Origin of the sequence: Leptolyngbya sp. FACHB-261, from assembly GCF_014696065.1 — a bacterium.
In the GTDB taxonomy this organism is placed as follows: Bacteria; Cyanobacteriota; Cyanobacteriia; order FACHB-261; family FACHB-261; genus FACHB-261.
Window position 1 is genome coordinate 19,578 of the sequence record NZ_JACJPL010000028.1, and the last position, 18,732, is coordinate 38,309.

Consider the following 18,732-nt stretch of genomic DNA (forward strand, 5'->3'; position numbering starts at 1 on the left):
TAAACTGAGGACTTGCGAAACCATTGATTTACCGTTCGACCTTATAGACAAATACTGAGAATTTAGAGATTTGTCTGTAGAAACACTTACGTTTCGCTTATTGAGTCTTTATAGAATTAGCGTATATTCACCAAAAGCCCTTCTACATAGAAAATCTACGGCTTTTCAAGTAGTCCTACGCTGTTGTGCTTGGGTTAACGCGATTTTATGCGTGTTCTCTCTGTAGAGGGTGAGCTAAGGGAGTGTTATTCATAGAGATAGGCCAAACGGAAATCCGCTATATAGCTGAGTCGCAACCTGATTAAATCTGGTTGCAGGGCAAATGTGGTGAACCGTTCGATTACCTAAAACACTCACTTACTAAGCACAGCACTAGTCATCATGACGCTACTCAGCAATTCTGTTCAAAATATCTCCACCGGTGCTTCTAACCTGAGTTCTACTAACACTGTCTCTACCTCGGGTGCGACTGTTACTACCTCAGCAAATATCAGTGCCGATTTATCAACGAGCAGTGTTGCTGTCGAGCCTGTTGTTGCAGCCACCTCAAATATTCTTGGTAGTACGATAACCACTGCTACAAATCTGCCAAATAACAGCACCAGCACAATTGGTGCTGTAGATGCTGTAGGCAGCGGAGTTGTCAATACAGCTATCAACACAATAGGAAGCGCCACAACTGAAGCCAGTGGCTTAACCAGCGGTACTACCAGTGCAGTTGACTCTGTAGCCCAGCAAGTCGTTCCTAATACAGGTAATGCAACTAGTGGTGTAGTGGGTGCCGTTACCTCTTTAGTAGGAGGAGCAACGGGTGCGACGGGTGAGGTAATCGGTGGTGTAACTGGTGCTATTGACTCTCTAACTGGTGGTATTGGTATTACACCTGAGACTGGCGTCTCAACAGGTGTGGTCACCGGTCCTGTTGATAATTCAGTAGGCGTCGTTGGCGGTGTCGTTGATGCTGTAACTGGGGGTTCCACTCCCGGCAGTGCAGTCGGTGGCGTAGTTGATGGTGTAACCGGTGGCGCTACTGGAGCAGTCGATGCCGTGACTGGTGGTTCAACCCCTGGCAGTGCAGTCGGTGGCGTCGTTGATGCGGTAACTGGCGTCGTTGGCGGTGCAGTTGACGCTGTGACTGGTGGTTCGACCCCTGGTGGTGTCGTTGATGGCGTAACTGGCGCCGTTGGCGGTGTCGTCGGCGGCGTAACCGGTGGTTCGACTCCTGGTGGTGTTGTTGATGGCGTAACCGGTGGTGCTACTGGAGCAGTCGATGCCGTGACTGGTGGTTCGACCCCTGGCAGTGCAGTTGGTGGTGTCGTTGATGGCGTAACCGGCGTCGTTGGCGGTGTCGTTGATGGCGTAACCGGTGGTTCGACTCCTGGCGGTGTTGTTGATGGTGTTATCGGTGGTGTAACGGGTGGTTCCACTCCTGGTGGTGTTGTTGATGGCGTGACTGGCGTCGTTGGCGGTGTCGTTGGTGGTGTAACGGGTGGTTCGACTCCTGGTGGTGTCGTCGGTGGTGTCGTCGGTGGTGTGACCGGTGGTTCGACTCCTGGTGGTGTCGTTGATGGTGTCGTTGGTGGTGTGACCGGTGGTTCCACTCCTGGCGGCGTTGTCGATGGCGTCGTCGGTGGCGTAACCGGTGGTTCGACTCCTGGTGGTGTCGTTGATGGCGTGACTGGCGTCGTTGGCGGTGTCGTCGGCGGCGTAACGGGTGGTTCGACTCCTGGTGGTGTCGTTGATGGTGTCGTCGGTGGTGTGACCGGTGGTTCCACTCCTGGTGGTGTCGTTGATGGTGTTGTTGGTGGTGTAACCGGTGGTTCCACTCCTGGTGGTGTTGTCGATGGTGTTGTTGGTGGTGTGACCGGTGGTTCCACTCCTGGTGGTGTCGTTGATGGCGTCGTCGGTGGTGTAACGGGTGGTTCGACTCCTGGTGGTGTCGTTGATGGCGTCGTCGGTGGTGTAACGGGTGGTTCGACTCCCGGTGGCGTTGTTGACGGTGTCGTCGGTGGTGTAACGGGTGGTTCGACTCCTGGTGGCTCAGGTGGAACTGGCGGAACTATCGGTGGTGTTGTCGGTGGTGTAGTCGATGGCGTAGCAGGTAATGGGACCGGCAGTAACGGTGGCTCGACTCCTGGTGGCTCAGGTGGAACTGGTAGTACCGGTGGTAGTGGTGGAACTGGAACAGGCAGTACCGGTGGTAATGGTGGTATTAGCGGTGCTAATGGTTCTGGAAATCCTGGCATTTCCAATAGCGTCCCAACTATTGCCAATCCAATTGCCGATCAAGCAGTAGAGGAAGGAACAGTATTCAACTTTGTTCTTCCCAGCAACAGCTTCGCAGATGCTAACGGTGATAGCCTTGCCTACACAGCTACCCTTTCAAATGGCGGTGCTTTACCAAGCTGGCTGAGCTTCAATGCAACAACCCGTACCTTCAGTGGCACTCCTCCCACCGCTGGTAATGGTGCTACCTTCAGCGTCAAGGTCACTGCTACTGATTCCTCCAGCGCCAGTGCCAGCGACATCTTTGACCTGACGGTTGAGAACGTCATTTTAGGAACAGGGCGCAAAGACCTACTACGTGGCACCTCCAACGCCGACGTCATCCGTGGATTCGGGCAAAACGACATCCTCAATGGCTTTGGTGGCAATGACCGGCTCTTTGGCGGCGCTGGCAACGACCGTCTAAACGGTGGGCTTGGCAATGACAAGCTGAGCGGCGATGCCAGTAACGATACCCTCATGGGTGAGGCGGGTGACGATCAACTCCTCGGCGGTGCGGGCAATGACCGTCTGCTTGGTGGATTTGGCAATGACCAACTCTTCGGTGGCGCGGGTAACGACCGTCTTGAGGGTGCTGCGGGTGATGACTACCTACAAGGCGATGGAGGCCAAGATTTCATTCTAGGTGGCGGCGGCAACGACACTCTCCTTGGCGGTGCTGGCAATGATCGCCTCGTTGGAGACACTGGGAACGACCAGTTAGACGGTGGTGCTAGCAATGATCAGCTCGTTGGTGGCGCTGGCAACGACCGTCTCATAGGCGGTGCTGGCAAAGATCAACTGACTGGCGGTGCTGGCAATGACTTGTTCGTATTGGCTGCTGGCCAAGGAGGCGACATGGTCTTCGACTTTAAGAACGGTCAGGACATGCTCTCTCTAGCAGGCACGCTCACCTTTGATCAGCTGAAAATTACTCAAGGCACTGGCGTTAACCTAAAAGACACCTTCATCGCTGTCGAGAGCACAGGCCAATTGGTAGCAATGCTCAAGGACGTAGATTTCAGCACAATTAACTCCGCTGACTTCGCTCCTCTTGCCTAAACTGCTTTCACTTGAAGGTTCTGTTCTAGCTGTTACTGTCCAGTAGCCTTGATCACAGAACCTTCAGGGAGATGACCTCTCATCCCCTAAACGTTACAAAAGTAGCAGTAAGGCATACTCTACGAAATCTTAACCCCTAGTGCTACAGTGCTAGGGGTTTTTGCTAGTTTCAGTGGTAGGAGTTTTTCAGGCTGGAATTCGGTTCTCTCACTCAGCTCCTGCGAAAGGACCTTTAGCAAGAGAATGCAGGCGATATTTGCTTGACTAGCGAGGTCAGCATAAAGGCTGGGTAGGCTGAAGCAAGCATGCCTGAATAAGCCTGATATGGTGTCAATGTCAGAGACAAAGAGCTAGCTAGCGGCTGAAGCGTGGCCAATTGCTGTTTTGCACGCTGGTACTATTTTCATTGTCTCCACCAGCAGCACCTGGAACGGATTGGAAAGCTGACTCAACTTTACTGTCTCTATCTACAGCAGAAGCAGAAAGTGGTTGTACTGTTACATGTTGCTCAACAACACCTTGATTAACAGTTGGACTAACAACACCTGAGCTAGCCGGAACTCCTGTTTCAATTCCAATAACTGCCTCAAGCTGTCTACTTTCACCACCAATCCTTAGGCTAGGAGAGACCGGTTCTCCCACGCGGATAGTTCCGTTAGCTTGAGGAACTACTTGGCTTTCTCCCATCTCTGCTTCAGAGTTCAAACGGTTTGGCACTGGTTTTTCAAACACAAAAGTTCTACCAACGACAGGCAGAGAGTCTGCTTGTGTCTCTGTGCTTGCCTTGTTGACCTCCACAGCTAGCAAATCGACTGATTCAGAGCCAGAAGCACCGTCAGCAATAGAGCTGGGAGTAGCGGTTGACTCCAGCTGAGCCTCGACAGGCTGACCATCACTGTTTAGCTGGTCGCTTAGCCTATCACTCGAATCAGAACTTGACTCGGGACTCGGCCTCATCGAGATGGCTTCTCTAACCTTGACCACTGGAGGAGGCGTGATCAGAGCGGGCCGCAGTTCCTCTGTTCTTCTCACACCACTTCCGAAGCTGCTGCGCTCCGAGCGATTTATGGGGGAGGCGACCCTATGAGCTGCTCTTGTTGCGGATGCCTGAGCTTGCGGCGGTCTTTGTGGCGCGGCTTGAGGGGCGCTACGAGACCATGTAGGTAAGAGAACCGCCGTAAGCATCAGGGGAAGTGCCAGAGGTTTAGTCAGGCTCCCAAGGTCGGGATTCTCAACCCACCAGCCAGAGTCAAAACTAAAGCTCTCTGGGTGCTGTAGCAGGAGAAGCGGCTCCATCACTGAGGCCCTCAAAACGACGACATGCTAACCAAACATTCAGAGCCCTGAGGCTCTGTTACATGTTACGTCGATCTGGCAGTGCTATCCCGACTCTTGACCGCTTTGAGGAAGGCAAAACTGGCTCAAGCAGTCAAAGCCCGAATCCCAATTATTGAATGCAACAGGTGAACGGTTTGAGGATGTCTTGAAAGGAGACACCTTGGTTCAGATGGCCGCATGGCTTTAGGGAGCTGCCTCACCCCGCTTGGCGCTGATAATTCAAAATTCGTCCTTTAAAAGGCAGACCTCGTATTTCTTGGGCATCACACCTGTGTGTTGTATGCGAATACCCGAGTGCGACCATCTCTCGGCTGAACTTTGCGTGATTGCCGCGGTCAGGATCTACAATCATCACCTCCACCTGCTCATTAGAGTGGAGATCAATAAATTTTGATAAGAGACCAGGATGATTCTGTTCGTACAACACGTCGCTACCGATGATGAGGTCAAACTTTTTGAGTAAGGGGTTTTGTGTAGACCAGTCACCTGCCTGAAAATTGATAGGGGAGAAATTATTGAGAGCTACGTTTTCTGCTAAAAAGGATTTCGCCATGGGGTGATGATCACTGGCCGTGATATCTGCCCCACGTTGATGGACCACGATACTGGCCAAAGCAAGGCCACATCCAATTTCTAAAACCCGTTTCCCTGCTACGGGAAAACTACTCATAATTTCTGCAAGAACCAGACCTGCCGGCCAAACAAGCCCAAATAGCGGCCAAAGGGCAGATGAAATGCCAAGCTTTTCCGCCTCTCCATCTGGGTCTGAAAATTGTTGAGAATCCTGAAGTGACCGGATTCGGAAGTCTACGTTACCGATAGTAATAGTCTCAAATTTTACTTGGTAATCTTGCATTGTCTGCTCTCCCCTTGGTCAAAGTATGTTTAAATGATCCGATTCAGATGAGCATGACTTATAAGACCTGAATAGCGGCGAAAATCATAACCCTACATAGCCCAAAAGATTTTTGAGCTTTTTTGTAGAAGTTGAGTAAAAAGTGATCACCTTTTGGCCTGGAAAAACAGAGGCTATCTCGGCACCTTGGTTTTGCCAGTCAAGTCATTCTTCAGACCATGATGCTTAAAGATCCTTACCTCATTGGTTACCAGCTAGGATATCAGGGTCGGGATCTCCCAGACGAATTGTTCACTTTCTTCAGCTGGGTTGGTTGGCTTCAGGCTTGAAGGCATGGACAGATGCCACTAACCTAACGGCATCAGTGCAGGGATACCCTCAGTGCAAGTTGAGAGATCAGGAGATTAGTTGGGTAAGGTCTTTAAATTATTTTTGAGTTCCAATTACTTATACAGAACAAATACAGATTATTAACAGTGAATACCCCTTTCAGAAACAATATTATTGATTATAACTCGTGTATTTACTGCGGCAATACAATTGTATTGGGACCAGAACGTTTTTGAATATGACAACCTGCTGCATCAGTTCCGAAAACAAATGTCTCCTTAAATGATGCTGTGCCTTTCTGCCCCATCACGTTAACCCGCACTAACTTTTGTCGAACCTCGTCGCGGAAGGCATCATTAAATATCACGTAAACTCCATTCCCTAAGTACGTTTCTGGGCTGAGTTTATAGACTCGCCCTGTCTGTCCATTGGTTGTGGTCAATTGCATTCCCTCCACTGCTTTATTTTGCGAGTCAACGACTTTAACCGTTGACCATGCAAATATACCTGTACAGGCGATCGAGCTTGCCGGCGGTGAGTTAGTGGGAGAGCTTGTAGCGTCATTAGAAGAGCGAGTATCATCCTTGTTAAGAGCACATCCATTAGTTCCATTAACAAGAATGAACAACACAACGAGCAAGCAAGAGCGTGAAATACTGAACACTTTGTTATTTCTCCTGTAAAGCAAATGAACAAGCCTCAGAACTGAGAGAATCTACAGACAAAGATAGTTTCGAGCAGCGAAGAGAATAAAAGGTTGGCCAACCTTTTATTCTCTTCGCTGCTCGATAGCCTATCAAGCACAGACTCTGAAACATATCTCAACAAAACATGCGTAGGCCTACCCATCAGAAGAGAGTAGATTCCCCCTAGGGCATAGCCAAGTTTCAAGCCAGAATAAAGACATTAAATCTCTCGCATAAACTCCCGCATAAAAACCGCTAGCTAGCACTTTAAATTACTTGCCCCGGTCAACTGACCGGGGCAAACTATTTTGAGGTAATAGTTGTCCTTGGGGCAAACTCTGACCAATTTCACTTGGGTCTCAGTATAGGCAAATCATCCGGATGGGCGAACCACTTAGAGGAACCCAAGGTGAATTTTTAGCGTCATGCTGGAGTATCGTTAACTGCTCTGTGCTATGTACGCTACCAATTCCTCCGGTCGTCAAGCCTCTCTGACCCGTCGGATCTTAGTGTTGATCGCAAGTTCTGTACTCTTAGGCAGCTCGCCCATCGTATTGCCAATGGCGGCGCAAGCCCAAAGTCGCTTTGACTTGGAACTCAGCCGGGGTACACCGATTCGCACCGCTAGCACTGAGGACAAAACCCTCTACCTCAATAACAACCGCAGCTACGATTACAACTTGCGGGTACGTCAGGCGATTCGGATCGGCAGTACGTTTGGGGGCACCAGTATTCCAGCAGGGTCAACGATTCGGGGCCGCTTTGAACCTGCTCGGGGTGGTCTGCGCTACGTTGCTCGCGAAGTCGAGATTAATGGTCGTAGCTACCGTCTTGATGCAACTTCTGACGTGATTGCAGATGTCAAAGACCCTCGCGATACCTCCGCTGGTGCCATTGCGGGTGATGCAGCGATTGGTGCTGCTGGCGGTGCAGCGATCGGTGCCATCTTTGGCAATCGCCCCAGTCTAGGCAGCATTCTAGGTGGCGCAGCAGCTGGGGTCGTAACGGGCAATGTTACTGCTGAGCGCATCGTGGTCATCAGACCCGAAACGACCATCACGCTCTACAGCCGTTAGACTAGAGCATCCAATCTGTTCAATCCAGTCCCTTCCCTGACCTCTCCACACAAAGCTAGGGAAGGGGCTTTCACGTTAGTTAGCGTAGGACATCCGATTGTGGGGGTGTAGCAACGTAGGAGTTCTGCTTCGCCGAAGTGCCTAGGTAATAGCCCAAACCAAAAGTCAAGGTAGTGAGAACAATGACACCTGCTGCCCATAAAAGGCGACGGCTCAAGGACGTCTTGCGGTAGGTCAGATAACGGCGATACTGCACTTCGTCAGTGAACCGATAGCTCAGCTTTTGGCAATCATCAGGCAAAGGGGAAGACATGCTCTACTCTCTGATTCAGTACTGGATGGTCAGCTGGCCCAACCCCACTTTGTGAGGGCCAGCATAGATTGGTCAGCCACTCAATAAGCACTGCTCCCACTGGTAAACACCTAAATTCTTAGACATTCTTAGACAGCTTTAGGAGAACTCAAGGTGAACCAGTGAGAGCAGCATCCTGCCAAGCCTTGAAATCCTCGAGACGGCTACATGCCGTTGTCCTTGAGCAATCGGTCGCTGGCCATTACCAAGCTGGTGCCGACCAAAACAATTAGGATGAGGGCAGACATAGGGGCTCCTGAAACTTCACAGAGAACAGAGTTGACCGAATGCTCAGGAGCTTAGGGTGGTCCAAGTGGGCATCGAGCACCGAAACACTCGAGGGACAGCAATGGGTTCCAGCTCTGGAGGTAACAGCTGACCTGAGCCATTTAGAGATCAGTCTACCGGTAGATGCAAGTTTGAGAATAAGTAAATTTCCCTATTTTGGGGAATTGACAGGCTATTAGAATTTTCTGGACCCAGAAGTGAGGAGCTCAGCCTCACGCTGTGAGATTCGAGTCGTTCCGAGTTGGCAAGCCACACGTTATTCTGGAACCGCGCCCCCTGACAATGCTCTATGCGCTTCTCCCTTGCTGTCCTGGTTACTTGGATCCTGCTTGCGCCTCTTGCCTCGGTTACTCTTGCTGACCCCGTACCAGTACGGAAACACCCCGTCCATCCTGAGCCTCTGCCGCCGGTCTACGTTCCGCCCAATCCCAGTCCGAACTATCCTCCTGACGTCCTACCTGTTGCTCGGAGTCTTAGTCCACTGGAGTTGAGGGCTCTTAGAGAACAAGCTGAGCGCCTTCAGGGCTTGGGAACTGCCCAGGTGCGAGCGAAAAATACCACCACTGCTTTCACAACCTGGCGAGAGGAACTGGCTATTCGTCACCGCATTGGTGACCGCACAGCAGTAGCCAACACACTAGGCCGCATTGGTGTAACCGCTAGACAAGCTCAGCAAAGCGTCCAGCTTCAGTTTGCGTCTCAAGGACTCCAACAGCTGCTCACCCAAGCTGATCAACAGGGGCCACCCTTAGGGCTAAACACACTTCGGGCTATTGCTAGTGCCTATGAGCAGATGGTTCTAGCCTTGCCTGCGATTGCTGTTCATGAGCGCTTACTGGCTCAGCAACGAGCTAGAGGCAACCGAGCTGGAGAGATTGCCAGTCTCACAGCTCTAGGCCGATTAAATAACGCTAGTTTTCGGTTTGCTGAGTCGGCTGCTGCCAACGAGCAGTTGCTCCAGTTGCTCCGTGGTCAGGATTCAGTTGGCGAGTTAGCTACCCTCAGGGAGCTAGAGCATTCTTATAGTGAGCTTGACGATCATCGTCGAGGTTTGGTTGTGCGGCAAGCTTTAGTCGCCCTCTATCAGCAACGCCAGGACTTAGCACAACTGCCGCCTTTACAAATTCGCCTAGCAGAAGACTACCTGGCACTTGATCAACCCGATCAAGCCCTGCAAACTTACCAGGAAGCCTTCGCACTGTCTCGCTCGCTTAGCCAGTTCTACCGCGCCAGCGAGAGTTTGGCCCAGCTAGCCCAACTTTACAGCGGCCAGAAGAACTACCCGCAAGCGCTTAGAGCTTACAATCTGCTGCTCCAAGTGCAACAGCAATCCGATAACCGCTTAGGCCTGCTAGACACCTATGCAGCCCTTGGGGATCTATACGCTGCCCAGGAGCAGTACACCCCTGCTCTTGCCGCCTACCAGCAGGGACTTGATATTGCTCAGAGTTTTGGCAATCATCGTCTGGCCCCTCTGCGCGACCGAATTGCCCGAGTGCAGGCAGCTCAGGACCAACCCTAAGTCCGCCCTAAGTTCTTAGAGCTACAAAATCATTGGCACCAAAAAACCTGCCGACGTATCAGCAGGTAGGAGAAGGAGCAAGAGGGCATAGAACCTCAATCTTGGGCAAACCGTTCGGGTTCAGCCAGGGACGGCTTTGGTTCCGGGACTTGGGACTCAGCCAATCTACGCTCAAGGCTATCAATGCGAGCCAAGAGTTGTTGGTTTGTCTGAACCAACTCTTGAGCCCGGGAGCTCAGGTGCGGGTCTGACTCCCACCAGTTAATGCCGATCTCTCGAGCTTTATCAACTGAGGAGATCAACAACCGGATACGGATGCTGAGTAACTCAACTTGGCCTACCGAAATCGTGACATCCCCAGCAATCACAATGCCTTTATCCAGAACCCGCTCAAGGATATCGGCGAGGCTAGAGGCGCTGGTTGCGGTCTTCAGAGGGCTGCCAGGACGGGGGGCAGGGGTATTGGGGAGAGTAGAGGCAGGCATGGGGGCACCGAAGACAAATTACGGCAGTTGATCGAGCAGGTTGCTCAAAACTTCTTTGGCATCCTCAAAGTTCCCCAAACTGTAGCGAGAGAGCAACACATCCTCGCACAGGTGACGGAAATCGTCATTTTTGCCCGAGATAATGATCTCGTGCTCTTTGGCGATCCGCCCAATCATGAGGCAGGTTCGCAGAGAAGACGGTTGCGATTGGCCTGCACCAGCCTTAACTCCATCGAACTTCTGACGATAGGCGCGGATTAGATGGGCAATCTTCAGCGCTTCCGTGGTGGTTAGACCCACTCGCGTCACCAGGATTGCTCGCTCTGTATCTAGATCAGGCAGACCGATATCAATGGTGATCATCCGGTCTAGCAGCGCATCTTGGGTTTTGTGCGCTCCACAATAATCTTCAGGATTCGACGTGAAGATTGCTCGGAAGTTTTGATCAACGCGCACATATTCTGACTGATTGCTATTGGGTGGTAGAACCAGCAGCCTTTCTTCCAAAACGCTCAGCAAGACGTTATTGGCTTCAGGACGCGAGCGGTTGAATTCGTCGTAGACCAGTGTGAAGCCTTCCCGTGCAGCCAGAGTTAAACGGGAATCTACCCACTTGTGGCGCATGTCATCTTCTACCTTCACTACCGAGTGAATGTAGTTATCAACAACGCGCTTGCGGGTGTAACCCGACTGCCCACCGATCAGGTCAGAGGAATTTAGGTCGTCATCACCGTACAGCAACATCATGGGGCGACCCATCAATCCGGCTAGATGCATCGCGATTGTGGTCTTGCCCGTCCCAGCAGGACCCCGAAGATGGACTGCAAAGCCTGATTGCAAGTAACGCAGCGCCCGACGGCAGATGCTATCGGTGAAGGCAGTGTTGACGAATTGACGCGGACGCGCCTGAAGCACAGTTGCCATGAGTAAATAAAGCGCCTTGGCTGCTTAGGGACTGGAAATCGTAACTTCTTCGGGATTGACCATCTGCCGCAGAACGATCAGGATTTCAAAGGGGTCTACGCGCAGCTCTTTGGATCCTTGAGCCAGCAAATCACGGACCAATTCGCGGTTACCGACGACTTGCAGCAAAGACACTTCACTCTCCAGACGGGAAATGAAGTTGTGCACAAATTCTCGGATCTGGGAAGTGGCTACCGGAGTCTGTTGGAGATCTTCGGTTCGGCTCAGGTTTGAGGTGATGGTTATTGGCAGTGAAGACCGGGACAGCTCAGCCATTGATAGCTCTTCGAAACCACTGGTCTCGCTGCTAGCGAATCGGGCGCTGCTGCCGCCATTGCTGTGGCCGTTAGTGGGATGACCATTGCTGGCTCCAACTGTCGGGCTAGTTGCCTCACCCCAAATGCTCTCATGCAAAGCAGTTCGAAAGATTCCCATCTCTTCGCGGAACAGTTGGAAGGCTGCTACCCGGCGCTCGCGATAGAGGACTAGCATTTGCTGGCACTCGTTCAGCATCTGCTGGATCTGCTGGGCTCGCTCTTGACGCTCTTGGGCGCTCATCACCAAGAACGCTTGAGTTTCTTGCTTAAGTTCGCTGACCCGTTCCTGTAAGGCAACGATGAATTGAGCAAAATCCCCCAAACGCTGCTGTTCAACTTGAAGCCGGAAGGCAATGACATCCTGCTGCAATAACTGGTGAAATTGAGCCAGTTGCTGGCTCAACTGCTCAGCCATCTCTGAACGGGTGGAACTGAAGCGAGAAAGCAGTTCAGCCGTTTCAGTTGATAGAGCTGCGTGAAACTGAGCGAGTTGCGCGGCGAGTTGCTCAGCGACCTCGGCACGGTTAGCTGTAAATTGGGCAAGCAAGTCACTAGCTGTGAATGCTAAAGATTCAATAAAAGCACGTCGTTCAGCCGCAGCAGTAGCAGCTTGGGCCAGACGATGCTCCTCAGTTTGTTGTAGAAATGTCTCCACCGTAATAGATCGGCAGCTAGCCTCAGCAGCCCGTTCGACCTGATCCTGAGCGGCATTGGCTAGGAACTCAGCGTGTTCCTGAAGCCGTTGAGCACGGGATGCCTCAAACATCGCCTGAAGTTCTGCCTGTCGCTGTTTGCGGGCTTCTGCCCACTTTTGCGCCAGAGAAGTCATGGCCCTTTACCCCAAATAGTGCATGTAGAGTTACGTCTGTGAGAGTAAAAAGAAAAGAAACGTAGGGGTATTGGTTTATATACCCCTACGCAAAATCTTTTAAGCAGCAGGGGCAGCAGCAGTGGCGGTGAGGCCAACGGCTTCGGCGTACTTCAAGTAGGTTTCGACAGAAGCAACGACAACACGGGCCTCAATAGCCAGTAGTTCGATACCAACTAAAGAAACACGGACCCAAGCATCAACAACAATTCCTTTGTCAAGAATGCGGTCGATAACTTCTGCAAGGCTAGAGGAGGAGTTTACTTTTTCAACAGCCATGATGTCTCCGGAGGATGATTGTAAGGGGCGAGTTAGAACGGGTCGAGTACTGTACGAGCTGCAATTAAGCAGCAGGGGCAGCAGCAGTGGCGGTGAGGCCAACGGCTTCGGCGTACTTCAAGTAGGTTTCGACAGAAGCAACAACAACACGGGCCTCAATAGCCAGTAGTTCGATACCAACTAAAGAAACACGGACCCAAGCATCAACAACAATTCCTTTGTCAAGAATGCGGTCGATAACTTCTGCAAGGCTAGAGGAGGAGTTTACTTTTTCAACAGCCATGATCATCTCCGAAGTATTTGTGAGCTCTGGAACTGAGGTAAATGCACGGTGTCTCGACGTGATATTTAACTCAGTTCTCTAGGTAGCATTCCCCCGGTTTTCTAAGAACTAACGCAATAGCTTAAGATTTTAATTTCGTATTAGTATGCGGATTTTGCCTTAAAAGCATGAATAATCTAGGCCTGCGCCTTCTATAAAAGCTAGTAAGATGCGGCTTGTAAAAGATCAGTTAAGTTAATGCACAGTTAATTAAAAGCAGCTTTAAGTCTTGGAAATTTTCCGGATTTCTACTGTATGACTTGTAGGGTCTTTCCGCTTCACGAGTGCGAGATTTGCCTCTGAGGATATGACGCTAGAAACCCCCCAGAGTTGCAGGAACCCCAGTTGCAGGAATCCTAATTGCAGAAATCCTGGGTGACGTGCCTGCTTCTGACCTGACAGATACAGTCCGAGACAGGCTGGTTAGCACGCCTGAACTGGATTCGAGTATGGCTTGGGCCTGAAGCAAGGATACGAGGACAGGGAACAGACATACAGTAAATAACGAGCCTGATGTTTGAGTTGCCCTGCCATGTCCGTTTCCACAACCTCCAAAAAAACCCCTACCAGAGACCTGCGACCTAGTAGGAGTGACTGGCGGCTCCTGCTCGACATCTGGCCTTATGCTCGCAAAAGCCGACGCCTGCTACTAATCTCTTTGATTCTGTTGGTGCCTCTGTCAGTGGCTGGGGCGATTCAACCATTGCTGGTGCAGAGAGCGATTGATGGTCCGATTAAGAACCATGACCTGGCAGGGCTGAATGGGTTGGCCATACTGTTGGCTGTGACAGTTCTGGTGCAACTGGCGTTTCAGTCGGTGCAGGGCTATTTGGTGCAAAAGGTCGGGCAGCAGATTACCGCCGCCATCCGGGAAGACCTCTTTGCCCATGTCCTATCCCTCTCTTCAAATTTCTTTGACCGTACTCCTGTGGGACGGCTGATCACGCGCTTGACTAGTGACGTGGAGGCGCTAGGCGATGTCTTTGCCACAGGTGCGGTAGGTATCGTATCGGACCTATTTTCGTTGGTTGTAATTGCGATCACAATGTTCAGCCTGCGCTGGGACCTAGCTCTGTTGCTGACGGTGATGCTGTTGCCAGTGACAGGCGTGATCCTTTACTTCCAGCAGCAGTACCGCAAAGCCAACTACAAAGCACGGGAGGAACTGTCCACGCTGAACTCGGTGCTTCAGGAAAATATTTTGGGCGTCGGAGTGGTACAGATCTTCCGCCGAGAACGCTTCAATGCTCGCCAGTTTCATCAAATCAATGAGCGCTATGTCCGGGAAGTTGATAAGACAATTTTTCACGACTCAGCGGTGTCAGCCACCTTGGAGTGGGTTGGGCTGGCTGCTATTGCTGGGGTGCTGTGGGTAGGCGGACTACAGGTCATTAACGGCAACGCCTCGGGCACTGTAGGTGGCTTGACCTTCGGCACGCTCTCAGCCTTTGTCCTGTTCTCGCAGCGTCTGTTTAACCCACTGCGCCAGCTTGCGGAGAAGTTCACGACTATCCAGGCAGGCTTCACTGCCGTTGAGCGGATCAATGGCATTCTGCATGAACCGATTGAGATCCGGGACCCGGAGAGACCTCGCTCATTGCCTGCGGAGGGTCGAGGTGAGATTCGGTTTGAGCATGTTTGGTTCGCTTATAAGGATGAAGACTACATCTTGAAGGATCTAGACTTCACGATCCGTCCTGGCGAGAAGGTTGCTCTAGTCGGACCAACGGGGGCTGGCAAGAGCTCAATTATTCGTTTACTGGGACGCCTCTACGAAGCCACTAAGGGCCGTGTACTAATCGATGGCGTTGATGTGCGCGACATTACTCAGACCGAGCTACGCAGCCATGTTGGTGTAATTCTCCAGGATGGCTTTTTGTTCACGGGTGACATTAAAGACAACATTGCCTTGGGCGAACCTTACTCCCTAGAAGAAGTGCAGGCAGCCGCTCAGCGCATGAACGTAGACGGCTTTATTCGTCGTCTGCCTAATGGTTACCTCACACCTGTGCGAGAGCGAGGCAGTAACCTCTCGGGCGGGCAGAAGCAATTGCTGGCCTTCGCCCGCGCTGCAGTTCGTAACCCTCGGATTCTAGTGCTAGATGAGGCAACAGCAAGCCTCGATGTTGGTACTGAGGTTCTGGTGCAAGAGGCGCTAGAAAAACTGCTGGAGGGCCGCACGGCTATTATCATTGCCCACCGTCTCTCTACAATTCGCAACGTCGATCGGATTTTAGTACTCAAGCAAGGGCAATTAGCCGAATCGGGCAATCATCGAGAGTTGTTAGAGAAGGGCGGCCTTTATGCCAGCCTTTATAAATTGCAAATGTTAGGTCAGTAGTGAAGGTATTGTTTCGTTTGGGGTTTAAGGATGGGCTAAGTTCTTGAGCAGGTAATTCTTGGATGGGTAATTCTTCTAGCGCGGCTACTCAACTCGTGTGGCGTAGCCTCCTCAGCTCTTGACGATCCAGGTGAGGCGAGTCAACTATGGGGACATGCAAGCTGAAGAACTGTTAAGACGGTATGCGGCAGGAGAGCGGAACTTCCGAAGTGCTGACCTCTCTGGTGCAGAACTCAGCGCAACCGACCTCAGTGGCGCTTACTTGAGCGAAGCCAATTTGAGGGGAGCCTTTTTAACTGAAGCCAATCTGGCCGGTGTCAATTTGAGCAAGGCAGACCTAAGCGGTGCCGATCTGGGCAACGCTTGTTTGAGCAGTGCCAATCTGACTGGAGCCTGTCTGAGCGAGGTTTACCTGGGCCGAGCACGCCTAAACCAGGCTAAATTAACCGAAGTCTCTTTGAGCCGCGCCTATGGCTGTAGCGCCAACTTAGCGGGAGCGTACCTAATGGGCGCAGACTTAACCGACACCGATTTTAGCAGTGCTGACCTGAGCGATGCCTATCTTAGTGGCGCAGGTCTAGCTGGCGCTAATCTTCGCCGAGCCGACCTGAGTCGGGCAAAGCTCAGTGGTGCCAGCCTGAGCGAGGCCAATTTGAGTGAAGCTCGCTTGGCTGGTGCTGACTTGAGCGAGGCATATCTTGGTGGCGCTGACCTCAGTGGTGCTGACCTGAGCAATACTAATTTGAGCGGCGCTTGCCTGAGCGGCACGATCATGCCGGACGGAACCATTCATTGGTAATCCAACTGAGTTTGAGCTAGCTCCTCACCACCTTAACCGCCCATCAGCCGCCCATCAGCTGCAGGAGAAGTCGAAGGCTAGAAGATGAGCAGTTACGAACTAGTTCAGATTTCTCCTGACACCATTGCGGCTAGCATCCCTGAAGTTTTCAAAACTCAAGCCAAAATTCTTGGCGGGTTTGTTGCCGTCCTATGGGTTTTAGAAATCGTTGACTCACTGCTGTTGCGAGGAGCGCTTAACCGCTATGGCATTCGGCCCCGCCGAGTAGTTGGTCTACGGGGAATTTTGTTTGCCCCTTTTTTGCATGGCGATTTAGGTCACCTAGCAGCCAACACGCCCCCTCTACTGGTTTTGGGCTGGTTCATCATGCTGCGGGACTTGAACGACTTCTGGATTGCCACACCTGTTGTCTGGTTAGTGAGCGGCCTAGGTGTTTGGCTATTGGGAGCATCTAACTCCAATCACATCGGCGCGAGTGGTCTGGTGTTTGGCTATTTGGGATTTTTGCTGTTGCGCGGTTATTTTGAGCAGAGCCCATTAGCAATTGCTTTTGCAGTGGCCGCAGGTTTGCTTTACGGTAGTTTGATTTGGGGTGTCTTGCCCAATCAACGGGGAAAGTCGTGGCAGGGCCATCTATTTGGCTTTATCGGCGGAGGTCTAGCTGCTCGTTTTTTACCCGAGTTACAGCAGTATTTTGCACGATTTCTATAGTTTTTTGGGTTCTAAAACTATTGAGGTTTTATACAGATAGACTAGTTTCCTGAAATCGATAGCCCTGGGGTCATTGTTACGCCGAACCAACCCTGTCTCGACCATGTGCTTCCAGTAAGTTAGTCATGTCTGGGCCAGCAGGAATAATGCCGCTCGGATTGAGGGGAAATAAGTTGCCGTAGTAGTCTTTCTTGACACTCTCCAAATCGCAGGTATTAGCAACGCCCGGAAGCTGATAGAGGTCGCGCAGATAAGCACCCAAGTGTTGATAGTCTTGAATTCTGCGGCGGTTGCATTTGAAGAGGCCGTAATAAGCGCTATCGAAGCGGAACAAAGTGGTGAACAGACGCACATCCGCAAGTGTGACTTGCTCCCCGCACAGGTATCGATTAGTGGCTAGAGCAGCATCAATTGCATCAAGAGTCGTGAACAACTCAGTGCAAGCTTGGTCATATGCTTCCTGAGTTTGGGCGAAACCACAACGATAAACACCGTTATTGACAGCGTGGTAGATCTTTTCGTTCCATTGGTCAATCTTTTCCCGCAGAGCCTCGGGGTATAGATCAAGATCGGGGTGCTTAGCAACCTCATTGAAGGCCGAGTTCAGAATCACGATAATCTCGGCACTCTCGTTATTGACAATGGTTTTGGTCTGTTTGTCCCAGAGCACAGGAACCGTGGAGCGCCCGTTGTAACCTGGTGCCGCCAACTGGTACAACTCAGCGAGGCTGCGACAACCTTCTTCTTCGTGGTTCCAGATCCACCCCCCTTCTAGTGGAGAGGGCGAGACGATAGAAACGTCAATTGCCTCTTCAAGCCCTTTGAGGGCCCGCACAACCAGGGTTCGATGCGCCCAGGGGCAACTGAGCCCAACATAGAGGGTATAGCGCCCCGTTGTGGCTGGGTAAGGGCTGATTGCCTCAGTGCCAATAACCTGCCTGAATTGGCTACTGGGGCGAATGTACTCGCCCGTTTGATTGCGCGGCGCCAGTTTCGACATCATTAGATGCCAGAGCGTTGTCCAGACAAATTTGCCGAGCCGAATAATAACCTTTGAAGGCAGCGTGCCTTTTCTCTTGGGTTCAGGCGACTGGGACTTCAAGCTCCCAAGATTTTCGTCTTTCGAAGCAAGTGTGGGCTGCGGCATGGCACCAGTGCACTAGGACTAGGGATTAAGCAGCTAAGACGCGAAGTTTAGTCTCCTAGCCGACTAGAAGTAATCTCTGGCATCTTAGCTACTTTCTCAATTGTGGCATACAAGCGATTTTGTCTAGTACAATGACTCGAACTAAATTTTTAGCTAAATAATCAATTGAGGTATTTAGAGCAGAGTTTTCGAAGTTGAATTAATAACGTTCTCAATGATTCAATACTCTAAAAGAGATCCTGAGCCTCAGATTGTGAATCTCTTTTTGATCAGCCTTGAGCTGGCCCAAGATCAATATATGAATCACGTTTAGACAGAATTTAGAGTTTGCCTTTCAGACGAGAAACGTGGGTTTCTGTGAGCATGAGAGAACTCTCCCTAAACGAGGGTTCTCTCATGCATAAACTCTCTGAATATCATCTCAGTCGAGGTTTGTCCAAGACCTTTCATCGAGTTCTGGTGCTCGAAAGATCAGGCCAACGGAGGTAAGACAGCCGAACTCTTGGTGCAATTCTTTATGCAGAGACAAGAGCAGCTTCTCACAGAAGCTCATGCGTCCATTGGGTAGTACGGCAAAATGCACTTCTGACTGCCATCCTAATTCTTCAAGCCGGGCAACTAGCTCACCTCGAAGGCTAATCCATGCTGTCCATACTGCTTCGTTATCAGGATGTTCGGGGTCAAAGAGAATGGCTTCCATACGCAAAGCAAAAATGATTACTTCT

General features: G+C 51.3%; 17 protein-coding genes. 6 read left to right on the plus strand and 11 right to left on the minus strand.

Annotation, left to right across the window (positions count from 1 at the left end; genetic code table 11):
• Positions 1-381 precede the first annotated feature (381 nt).
• Positions 382-3,327 (plus strand): hypothetical protein, encoded by a 2,946-nt coding sequence (locus H6F94_RS24030; protein ID WP_190804814.1) that lies wholly within the window; start codon positions 382-384, stop codon positions 3,325-3,327.
• Positions 3,328-3,681: 354 nt separating this feature from the next.
• Here H6F94_RS24030 and H6F94_RS24035 read toward each other — a convergent pair whose 3' ends face one another.
• From H6F94_RS24035 to H6F94_RS24045, 3 genes are all read right to left on the minus strand, one after another.
• Complete coding sequence (locus H6F94_RS24035) at positions 3,682-4,059, minus strand: hypothetical protein (protein WP_190804815.1); 378 nt, start codon at positions 4,057-4,059, stop codon at positions 3,682-3,684.
• An 802-nt stretch (positions 4,060-4,861) separates the two neighbouring features.
• Positions 4,862-5,521, minus strand: a complete 660-nt coding sequence (locus H6F94_RS24040) for a class I SAM-dependent methyltransferase (protein WP_190804816.1) — start codon at positions 5,519-5,521, stop codon at positions 4,862-4,864.
• A gap of 523 nt (positions 5,522-6,044) precedes the next feature.
• Positions 6,045-6,515, minus strand: a complete 471-nt coding sequence (locus tag H6F94_RS24045; RefSeq protein WP_190804817.1) for a hypothetical protein — start codon at positions 6,513-6,515, stop codon at positions 6,045-6,047.
• Positions 6,516-6,992: 477 nt separating this feature from the next.
• Between H6F94_RS24045 and H6F94_RS24050 the strand changes: the two genes are divergently transcribed.
• The gene (locus H6F94_RS24050) at positions 6,993-7,613 is read left to right on the plus strand and encodes a hypothetical protein (protein WP_190804818.1); all 621 of its coding nucleotides are present in this window, start codon (positions 6,993-6,995) and stop codon (positions 7,611-7,613) included.
• 79 nt (positions 7,614-7,692) lie between these two features.
• On the opposite strand, the gene H6F94_RS24055 is transcribed toward H6F94_RS24050, so the two are convergent.
• The gene (locus H6F94_RS24055; RefSeq protein ID WP_190804819.1) at positions 7,693-7,926 is read right to left on the minus strand and encodes a hypothetical protein; all 234 of its coding nucleotides are present in this window, start codon (positions 7,924-7,926) and stop codon (positions 7,693-7,695) included.
• A gap of 616 nt (positions 7,927-8,542) precedes the next feature.
• Between H6F94_RS24055 and H6F94_RS24060 the strand changes: the two genes are divergently transcribed.
• Positions 8,543-9,775 carry a tetratricopeptide repeat protein gene (locus H6F94_RS24060; protein WP_190804820.1) on the plus strand — a complete coding sequence of 411 codons (1,233 nt, stop codon included), beginning with the start codon at positions 8,543-8,545 and terminating at the stop codon, positions 9,773-9,775.
• A gap of 95 nt (positions 9,776-9,870) precedes the next feature.
• Here H6F94_RS24060 and gvpJ (H6F94_RS24065) read toward each other — a convergent pair whose 3' ends face one another.
• The 5 genes from gvpJ (H6F94_RS24065) to gvpJ (H6F94_RS24085) all read right to left on the minus strand — a co-directional run bounded on the left by gvpJ (H6F94_RS24065) (position 9,871) and on the right by gvpJ (H6F94_RS24085) (position 12,970).
• On the minus strand, positions 9,871-10,260 hold the full coding sequence (gvpJ, locus tag H6F94_RS24065) for a gas vesicle protein (RefSeq protein WP_190804821.1): 390 nt from the start codon (positions 10,258-10,260) through the stop codon (positions 9,871-9,873).
• A gap of 18 nt (positions 10,261-10,278) precedes the next feature.
• Complete coding sequence (gvpN, locus tag H6F94_RS24070) at positions 10,279-11,184, minus strand: gas vesicle protein GvpN (protein ID WP_190804822.1); 906 nt, start codon at positions 11,182-11,184, stop codon at positions 10,279-10,281.
• A gap of 24 nt (positions 11,185-11,208) precedes the next feature.
• Positions 11,209-12,369, minus strand: a complete 1,161-nt coding sequence (locus H6F94_RS24075) for a DNA recombination RmuC family protein (RefSeq protein ID WP_190804823.1) — start codon at positions 12,367-12,369, stop codon at positions 11,209-11,211.
• 99 nt (positions 12,370-12,468) lie between these two features.
• Positions 12,469-12,687: a gas vesicle structural protein GvpA gene (gvpJ, locus tag H6F94_RS24080; RefSeq protein ID WP_190804824.1), complete on the minus strand. Its 219-nt coding sequence runs from the start codon at positions 12,685-12,687 to the stop codon at positions 12,469-12,471.
• A 64-nt stretch (positions 12,688-12,751) separates the two neighbouring features.
• Complete coding sequence (gene gvpJ / locus H6F94_RS24085; protein ID WP_190804824.1) at positions 12,752-12,970, minus strand: gas vesicle structural protein GvpA; 219 nt, start codon at positions 12,968-12,970, stop codon at positions 12,752-12,754.
• A gap of 571 nt (positions 12,971-13,541) precedes the next feature.
• Here gvpJ (H6F94_RS24085) and H6F94_RS24090 point away from each other — a divergent pair.
• From H6F94_RS24090 to H6F94_RS24100, 3 genes are all read left to right on the plus strand, one after another.
• The gene (locus H6F94_RS24090; protein WP_190804825.1) at positions 13,542-15,350 is read left to right on the plus strand and encodes an ABC transporter ATP-binding protein; all 1,809 of its coding nucleotides are present in this window, start codon (positions 13,542-13,544) and stop codon (positions 15,348-15,350) included.
• A gap of 154 nt (positions 15,351-15,504) precedes the next feature.
• Entirely contained in the window at positions 15,505-16,149 is a 645-nt protein-coding gene (locus H6F94_RS24095) for a pentapeptide repeat-containing protein (protein WP_190804826.1), read from the plus strand.
• 84 nt (positions 16,150-16,233) lie between these two features.
• Positions 16,234-16,860 carry a rhomboid family intramembrane serine protease gene (locus H6F94_RS24100; RefSeq protein ID WP_190804827.1) on the plus strand — a complete coding sequence of 209 codons (627 nt, stop codon included), beginning with the start codon at positions 16,234-16,236 and terminating at the stop codon, positions 16,858-16,860.
• A gap of 76 nt (positions 16,861-16,936) precedes the next feature.
• Here H6F94_RS24100 and H6F94_RS24105 read toward each other — a convergent pair whose 3' ends face one another.
• Together H6F94_RS24105 and H6F94_RS24110 are read right to left on the minus strand one after the other, a co-directional pair.
• Positions 16,937-17,863 (minus strand): glutathione S-transferase family protein, encoded by a 927-nt coding sequence (locus H6F94_RS24105; protein WP_242041390.1) that lies wholly within the window; start codon positions 17,861-17,863, stop codon positions 16,937-16,939.
• A 565-nt stretch (positions 17,864-18,428) separates the two neighbouring features.
• On the minus strand, positions 18,429-18,707 hold the full coding sequence (locus H6F94_RS24110; protein WP_190804829.1) for a hypothetical protein: 279 nt from the start codon (positions 18,705-18,707) through the stop codon (positions 18,429-18,431).
• Positions 18,708-18,732: the final 25 nt, after the last annotated feature.